This is a genomic window from Noviherbaspirillum malthae (genome assembly GCF_015352985.1).
GTDB classification, from domain to species: domain Bacteria; phylum Pseudomonadota; class Gammaproteobacteria; order Burkholderiales; family Burkholderiaceae_D; genus Noviherbaspirillum; species Noviherbaspirillum malthae.
Window position 1 is genome coordinate 1 of record NZ_JACYXF010000138.1, and the last position, 6,134, is coordinate 6,134.

A 6,134-nucleotide genomic window follows, 5' to 3' on the forward strand; every position below is an offset into this window, starting at 1 on the left:
GACTCTTACATCCGCTGGTATAACGAAAAGCGCATCAAGATATCCCTTGGCTCACTCAGTCCTCTCGAATACCGGGAGAGCCTCGGATTTACGGCATAACCCAGTCCAAGATTTACGCCGCACCCCCCTTCGCCCCGACAAAAACTCACTGTGCCAATCGCTAATCATCTTGGATAACGATTACCAGAACAGGATACAAACATGACTGCACTTGTCATTGCTGAACACGACAATGCTTCCCTGAAGGGCAGCACACTCAATACCATCACGGCAGCGGCAGCCTGCGGTGGCGACGTCCATGTACTGATTGCCGGTGCCAATTGCGGCGCTGCCGCTGAAGCCACCTCCAAGGTCGTCGGCGTCGCCAAGGTACTGGTGGCCGATGCGCCGCATTTCGCTGACGGCCAGGCCGAAAACGTGGCCGAGCAGGCGCTGACCATCGCGTCATCCTATTCGCACATCTTGGCGCCGGCGACTGCCTACGGCAAGAATATCTTGCCGCGCGTTGCCGCGAGGCTGGACGTCGGCCAGGTCTCCGAGATCACCAACGTCGTCTCTCGGGACACCTTCGAGCGCCCGATCTATGCTGGTAATGCGATTGCCACAGTGCAGTCGGCCGATCCTATCAAGGTCATCACCGTCCGTATCACTGGCTTTGACGCGGCGGCCACCGGCGGCAGCGCCGCAGTGGAAACCGTCACTGCCGTGGCCGATTTCGGCAAGTCAGCCTTCGTATCGCGAGAAGTTACCAAGTCTGACCGTCCGGAACTGACGGCAGCGAAAGTGATTGTTTCCGGCGGCCGCGGCATGGGCTCGGGCGACAACTTCAAGATTCTGGAGCCACTAGCAGATAAGTTGGGTGCGGCAATGGGCGCTTCGCGCGCGGCGGTGGACGCCGGCTTCGTACCGAATGATTGGCAAGTGGGCCAGACCGGCAAGATCGTGGCGCCGCAGCTGTATATCGCGGTGGGCATTTCGGGTGCGATCCAGCACTTGGCAGGGATGAAGGATTCGAAAACCATCGTGGCGATCAACAAGGATTCGGAAGCGCCGATCTTTTCGGTGGCCGACTATGGCATTGTCGGTGATCTATTTGCAATCATACCTGAACTAACCTCTGCTATCTAACGCGCTGATCGATCTCCGATCACAGCAAAAGTGTTTGACCGGTTTAACTAGCTGCCATGTATGGTTCTTATGATCCCTTATACGGAATTATGGCTGCTGCCTATTTTCTACTATGCACGTAAGCACCGATACATGCCAGCCTATAGTATCTCTGATCTCGCCGATTACTTCTCCATTACGCAACGAGCTATTCGATTATATGAAGAATTAGGTCTAATAACTGGCATGCCCGGGCGAGGGCATGGGAGAAAACGCATGTTCACCTCCTCCGCACGAGATCGACTTGAGCGAGTATTGCGCTACAAGCGGCTTGGCTTCACGCTCCCTGAAATTGGAGAGCTGATTAAGATACTGGATTCAAGAGATACAAAGTCAAGTTCGATCAATGACACGATATCGGTAATTGGTGCCATAAGGGAACGTTTGTATAAGCGCCTTATGGACATAGACGGAGCAATGCATGATATTGGCGGCTACGAAAGCGCCAGTCGAAAAACGTTAGAACGGTCCGCGCGAACGAAGCTCGCGAACCAAAAGACAATGGGCTAGACGCAGTGGTTATGAACTATTTGAGTAACTATTGTAATATTCACCGGGAAAAATATTCCTCATTCCTTTCCTTGCTATTGCTGCAGCCGCATGGTGGTAGCTGTATAGCAAAGGCTAACTCCAGCGAATCGTTCATATAGTGTATCCCAGCCCACGGCTTGTCATAACGTGGCGTCGACGCTGTCCAAGATTCCATGGCGAAAGACCTCAACGACGATGCATGCAAGAGTCGTGTGCGGTTTCAGTATTTGGCAGGCACCAAATAATCGGTTGTAGTGTTGTCATGGCTGAGGCATGACGGCACATAAACCACTGTGAGACGACACTGAAATAGCTCGGCGTTGCTAGGACCATATAATTAGTTGGCCACTGTTGGTGGCGGGTGTCCCCAGATGGCGCTTTGACCATGGTATCCAATGATTATTGGATCGGCTAGGTTCGGTCTACCTATAGTAGATGGTATGGCAGCGAAGGTATGAAACTTGGCACTCTCCGAATAATAACCCATGAATCAATTAAAAATAGGATTTGTTGGCGCTGGTAATATGGCAACTGCATTGATAGGCGGGCTTGCAGGCCAGCTTGTGAACGGCAGCAACATTCATGTCGTCGTGCGCAACGCAATTTCCGCACAAAAGCTACGTCTGTTCGGCGTCTCCACCGCTACGATTATCGATGCCAAGCTGACCCAATGTGATGTCATCGTACTGGCGGTAAAGCCGCAGCAGATGGAAGACGTAACTGCACAACTACGTCCATATGTGTCGAACCAGCTGATCCTGTCGATAGCCGCCGGTATCCGTACTGCTGACATCTCACGTTGGCTTGGTGGCCATCGTACGATTATTCGCACGATGCCAAATACGCCAGCTCTGATCGGCAAGGGTATCACCGGCATGGTAGCGATGGATGGCGTGTTGCCGTGGCAGCGACGGGCGGCCGACGATATCCTTCGTGCCGTCGGAGCGACTTTATGGGTAAGTGACGAGAATTTGATTGATCCAGTAACCGCAGTGTCAGGTAGCGGCCCGGCGTATGTGTTTTACTTCATTGAAGCGATGCAGCAGGCCGGGCAGGAGATGGGGCTAACAGTCGATCAGAGCCGACAGCTGGCGGTCAATACGTTTGTTGGCGCATCGCAGCTCGCTGCCCAGTCGCTTGAGGCAGACCCCTTGTTATGCGATCCCGTAACTTATAAAGATGGAACAATGCATTCCGCCGTAGCCAGCATGGATGCTAGTGGTGTTAAGGATGCAATCAGCAAGGCAATGAAATTAGCGGCTATACGTGGGAAGGAGCTCGGCGAGGAGTTTTGCTCCAACTGAGCAGCGCAGAGGGACTAGGCTGGTTGCTCCATGCCTGTCTATTTTGGTTAAACAATCAACGATATCTGCTTCGATGAAGTGTACTTCCGCATTACAAGTATTTTCGTGGCGCCAGCGCAATTACTGCTCCAGTCCACGTGATGACCTCAACCCCCATCATCAATAGCAATGATTTCTTGAAACCGGCCATGGACACAATCTACCCGAACGACCTCTCTACTGCGAGGTAAGGGCGTGTATCGCTTATATATGGCGAGGCATCTTTTCATAATTGATCCAGACTCTTGAATATCCGGATACATGTTGAGTGCGACTTTGTCGTTGAAGTCTGCTCCACGCCGGTACCAAAATCTTAACCATTTTTTGAGTTGCAGAACGGCTGCCAATGTCAGCGCTGCATCAAAGCTCTATCCGATCCAGAGGGTCACAGCATATAAATCACGACCAGACGGGACGCTTCACGATGCATTGGCGTTTCAAAAGGGGAGGCCACTACCATGTTAGAGCGCTTTTAATTCGTCAGATGTACTCGATGGTCTTACTATCGAGAACATCCGACGGCTTGGAACGTTGTTAGTGTGAAAGGCTTGTCTTGGATGCTCCCATCGGGTCGCGAAGATCTTTAGCCTGGTGCGTTTCTTCTGATGCGGAGCGGCTGTGATCGATGAAAGCCAGGGCTAGCGCACCAAGTAGTCCTGCTGCGCTGATGACTAAGAAATTCTGCGTCATAGGAAGGTCCAAAGAAACGATAAGTCCTATCAGAACTGGAGCCACAATCGCACCTAAGCGCCCGATCCCAGTTGCCATCCCAACACCTGTCGAGCGAATCGACATCGGGTAGAACTGACCGCTGTACGCATAAGCAACGATTTGGGCGCCAGTGGTACATGCCCCTACTGCACCAATAATAAGGTACAAGACCTCGGTCGAAGTTTTGAAGGTCATCATGTACAGGAAGACACTGCCTAAGAACGTGATCGATATTTTTTTGTCCAAGCCGGGTTTGTGATGACATTGAGCCGGAATGAGCAGGAAGTATTATCCAAGCGATATCAGTCGTGAACAGTTTGACCAAGTTCGTCCCTTGTTGGAGGGCAGTCGCAAACGCACCAATCCAAGGAAGGTCGACTTGTACGACATCTTTTGCGCGATCCTTTACTTGCTCAAGAGTGCGGCGACTTGGCGTGCTCTGCCGTCAGACTTTCCGCCAGTGAGCACGGTGCGTTACTACTTCGATGCCTGGACGCGTATTCCCGATGACGGTCATATGAGCCTGCTTGACCAGGCATTAAAAAAATGTGGTGGAGCAAGAGCGCAAGAGAAATGGGCGGCTGCCCTCGACGAGCTTTTGCATCGTGGACGCGCAAAGCGTCAAGAATACCGATACGGCCCGGCACAAGGGCTATGACGCTGGTAAGAAGGTCTCTGGTATCAAGCGGCATATTGCCGTGGATACGCAAGGCCTGCCACACGCCATTCTGGTCACGACTGCTGAAGTCAACGATCGCAATGGTGCGTTGCTCATGTTTGTCGCCCATGACGATAGGCTGGCCGGGGTCAAGCAGGTATTAGTCGATGGAGGCTATACCGGCAAGCGATTCGAGGATCTGACTTACCAGACGCTTGGTGCGGCAGTACAGGTAGCCAAGCGCAACGAGTTGCACAAGTTCGAGGTGATTCCACAGCGCTGGGTGGTCGAAAGGTCCTTTGCGTGGCTTGAAAAATGCCGCCGTCTCTGGAAGAACTGTGAGCGAAAGCTGCATACCAGCGAACAGTTCATTGTCCTCGCGTTCCTCGCTCTCCTGTTAAAAAGATACTGAGCACGTTCTAAGACGTACATCGCGACCAATACCCACTTAATGTGAAATCTGTCAGCAAGCCATCCACCGCCAATAGCGCCGACCACCGCACCAAGATTCAATGCGATTACGAAACTCAGAGCCGAGCCTAGACTATAGCCAGACATTGCCATGAGCTTGGTAAGCCATGTACTGAGTGCATAAATCATGAATAAACCGGTAAAAAAGGTGATCCAAAACATGATGGTGCTAAATCCACGACCTGCTTGGAAAAGCTTGCTAATCGGCTTGTCTTTGTTAGTTTCTTGAGGAGGAAGCGAGAATGCGACGTTTGGGGGCAACGTCGTTTGCGGGGAGATAAGGCTGACAATACGACGTAACTGTCCTTGATCCTGACGCGCTACCATGAAGGCCAATGACTCAGGCATAAATTTCAATATGAATGGAATCAAGACAACTGGTGTTCCTGCGGCAAAAAACACGATTTTCCAACTAAACTCGCCAATAAATTGCTTGCCAATCACCGCCGCTAAGATCCCCCCGATTGCATAACCGGAAAACATGACTGTGGTCATGAAACTACGGATTTTTTTCGGTGAGTATTCGGTCATCTGCGCTACGATGTTCGGCATGACCCCGCCGATTCCAAGACCGGCGATGAATCGCATGACGCTGAACGTTAGGGGATCAGTGGTCAGACCTGCTGCGGCTGTGAATGCGCTGAAGAGGAACACACAAATGGATATGGCCAATCGACGGCCAATCTTGTCAGCCAAGGCTCCTAAGAAAATGGCGCCGAACATCATTCCGAAGAGCGCTGAACTTGCCATAAAACCGGCAGTTGAGGCGGTTACTTGCATCTCTTTCATGATTGAGGGCAAGGCTGCCCCTGCGATCGCAATATCATAGCCGTCAATAATGATAATCAAAAAGCACCACGCTAGAACTTTCGCATGATAACCGTTAAAGCTGGCCGAGTCCGCCAATTCATGTATGTCAAGTTGCTGCACCGGTGTCTCCTTTTTAAGTGCGTGATAAATCAGTCGGAAGGCCGGTTATTACCGGAATTGTTGATAAGGGCTTCACTCAGAGGTCTCCTTGGCATCGTTAACTTAGTCTGCTGGAAAAATGGCATCACTGCGCCTTTGTAACCGTTCACCCTTCGGCGAAGCTGTCTTGGATTAAGGAAGGAGCAACGCCATCTCTCCAATGTGCTTGAATGGCCTGTGTGAGGAAGGTAAGCGGATTGCGACCTTGCAGCTTGCAACTGCCGACGACCGTCATGATGCGCTCGACATAGTGTGAGCCACGCACCGACTGCGTCCCGAAGCTG

The 6,134-nt window shown here is 51.8% G+C and carries 6 protein-coding genes and 1 pseudogene; 5 read left to right on the top strand and 2 right to left on the bottom strand.

What is annotated here, in order from left to right:
* From IGW03_RS36970 to proC, 4 genes are all read left to right on the top strand, one after another.
* The coding region (locus IGW03_RS36970; protein WP_194722984.1) for an IS3 family transposase at positions 1-99 on the top strand (99 nt) is incomplete at its 5' end.
* 102 nt (positions 100-201) lie between these two features.
* Complete coding sequence (locus tag IGW03_RS36975) at positions 202-1,128, top strand: electron transfer flavoprotein subunit alpha/FixB family protein (protein WP_194727371.1); 927 nt, start codon at positions 202-204, stop codon at positions 1,126-1,128.
* 132 nt (positions 1,129-1,260) lie between these two features.
* Positions 1,261-1,677, top strand: coding sequence for a MerR family transcriptional regulator (locus IGW03_RS36980; protein ID WP_228536343.1), 417 nt, complete (start codon positions 1,261-1,263; stop codon positions 1,675-1,677).
* 506 nt (positions 1,678-2,183) lie between these two features.
* Positions 2,184-3,002 (top strand): pyrroline-5-carboxylate reductase, encoded by an 819-nt coding sequence (gene proC, locus IGW03_RS36985; RefSeq protein WP_194727373.1) that lies wholly within the window; start codon positions 2,184-2,186, stop codon positions 3,000-3,002.
* A 573-nt stretch (positions 3,003-3,575) separates the two neighbouring features.
* Here the strand turns inward: proC and IGW03_RS36990 are convergent.
* On the bottom strand, positions 3,576-3,998 hold the full coding sequence (locus IGW03_RS36990; protein ID WP_228536342.1) for an MFS transporter: 423 nt from the start codon (positions 3,996-3,998) through the stop codon (positions 3,576-3,578).
* A gap of 28 nt (positions 3,999-4,026) precedes the next feature.
* Here IGW03_RS36990 and IGW03_RS36995 point away from each other — a divergent pair.
* Positions 4,027-4,822, top strand: a protein-coding gene (locus IGW03_RS36995) for an IS5 family transposase (RefSeq protein WP_194727374.1) whose coding sequence is annotated in 2 segments (ribosomal slippage) — positions 4,027-4,293 and positions 4,295-4,822 — 795 coding nt in all. Because the reading frame shifts where the segments join, the coding sequence is not laid out codon by codon here.
* Positions 4,823-4,830: 8 nt separating this feature from the next.
* Here IGW03_RS36995 and IGW03_RS37000 read toward each other — a convergent pair.
* Positions 4,831-5,811 (bottom strand): annotated as a pseudogene (locus tag IGW03_RS37000) (MFS transporter); the annotation flags it as partial.
* Between the last annotated feature and the right edge of the window lie 323 nt (positions 5,812-6,134).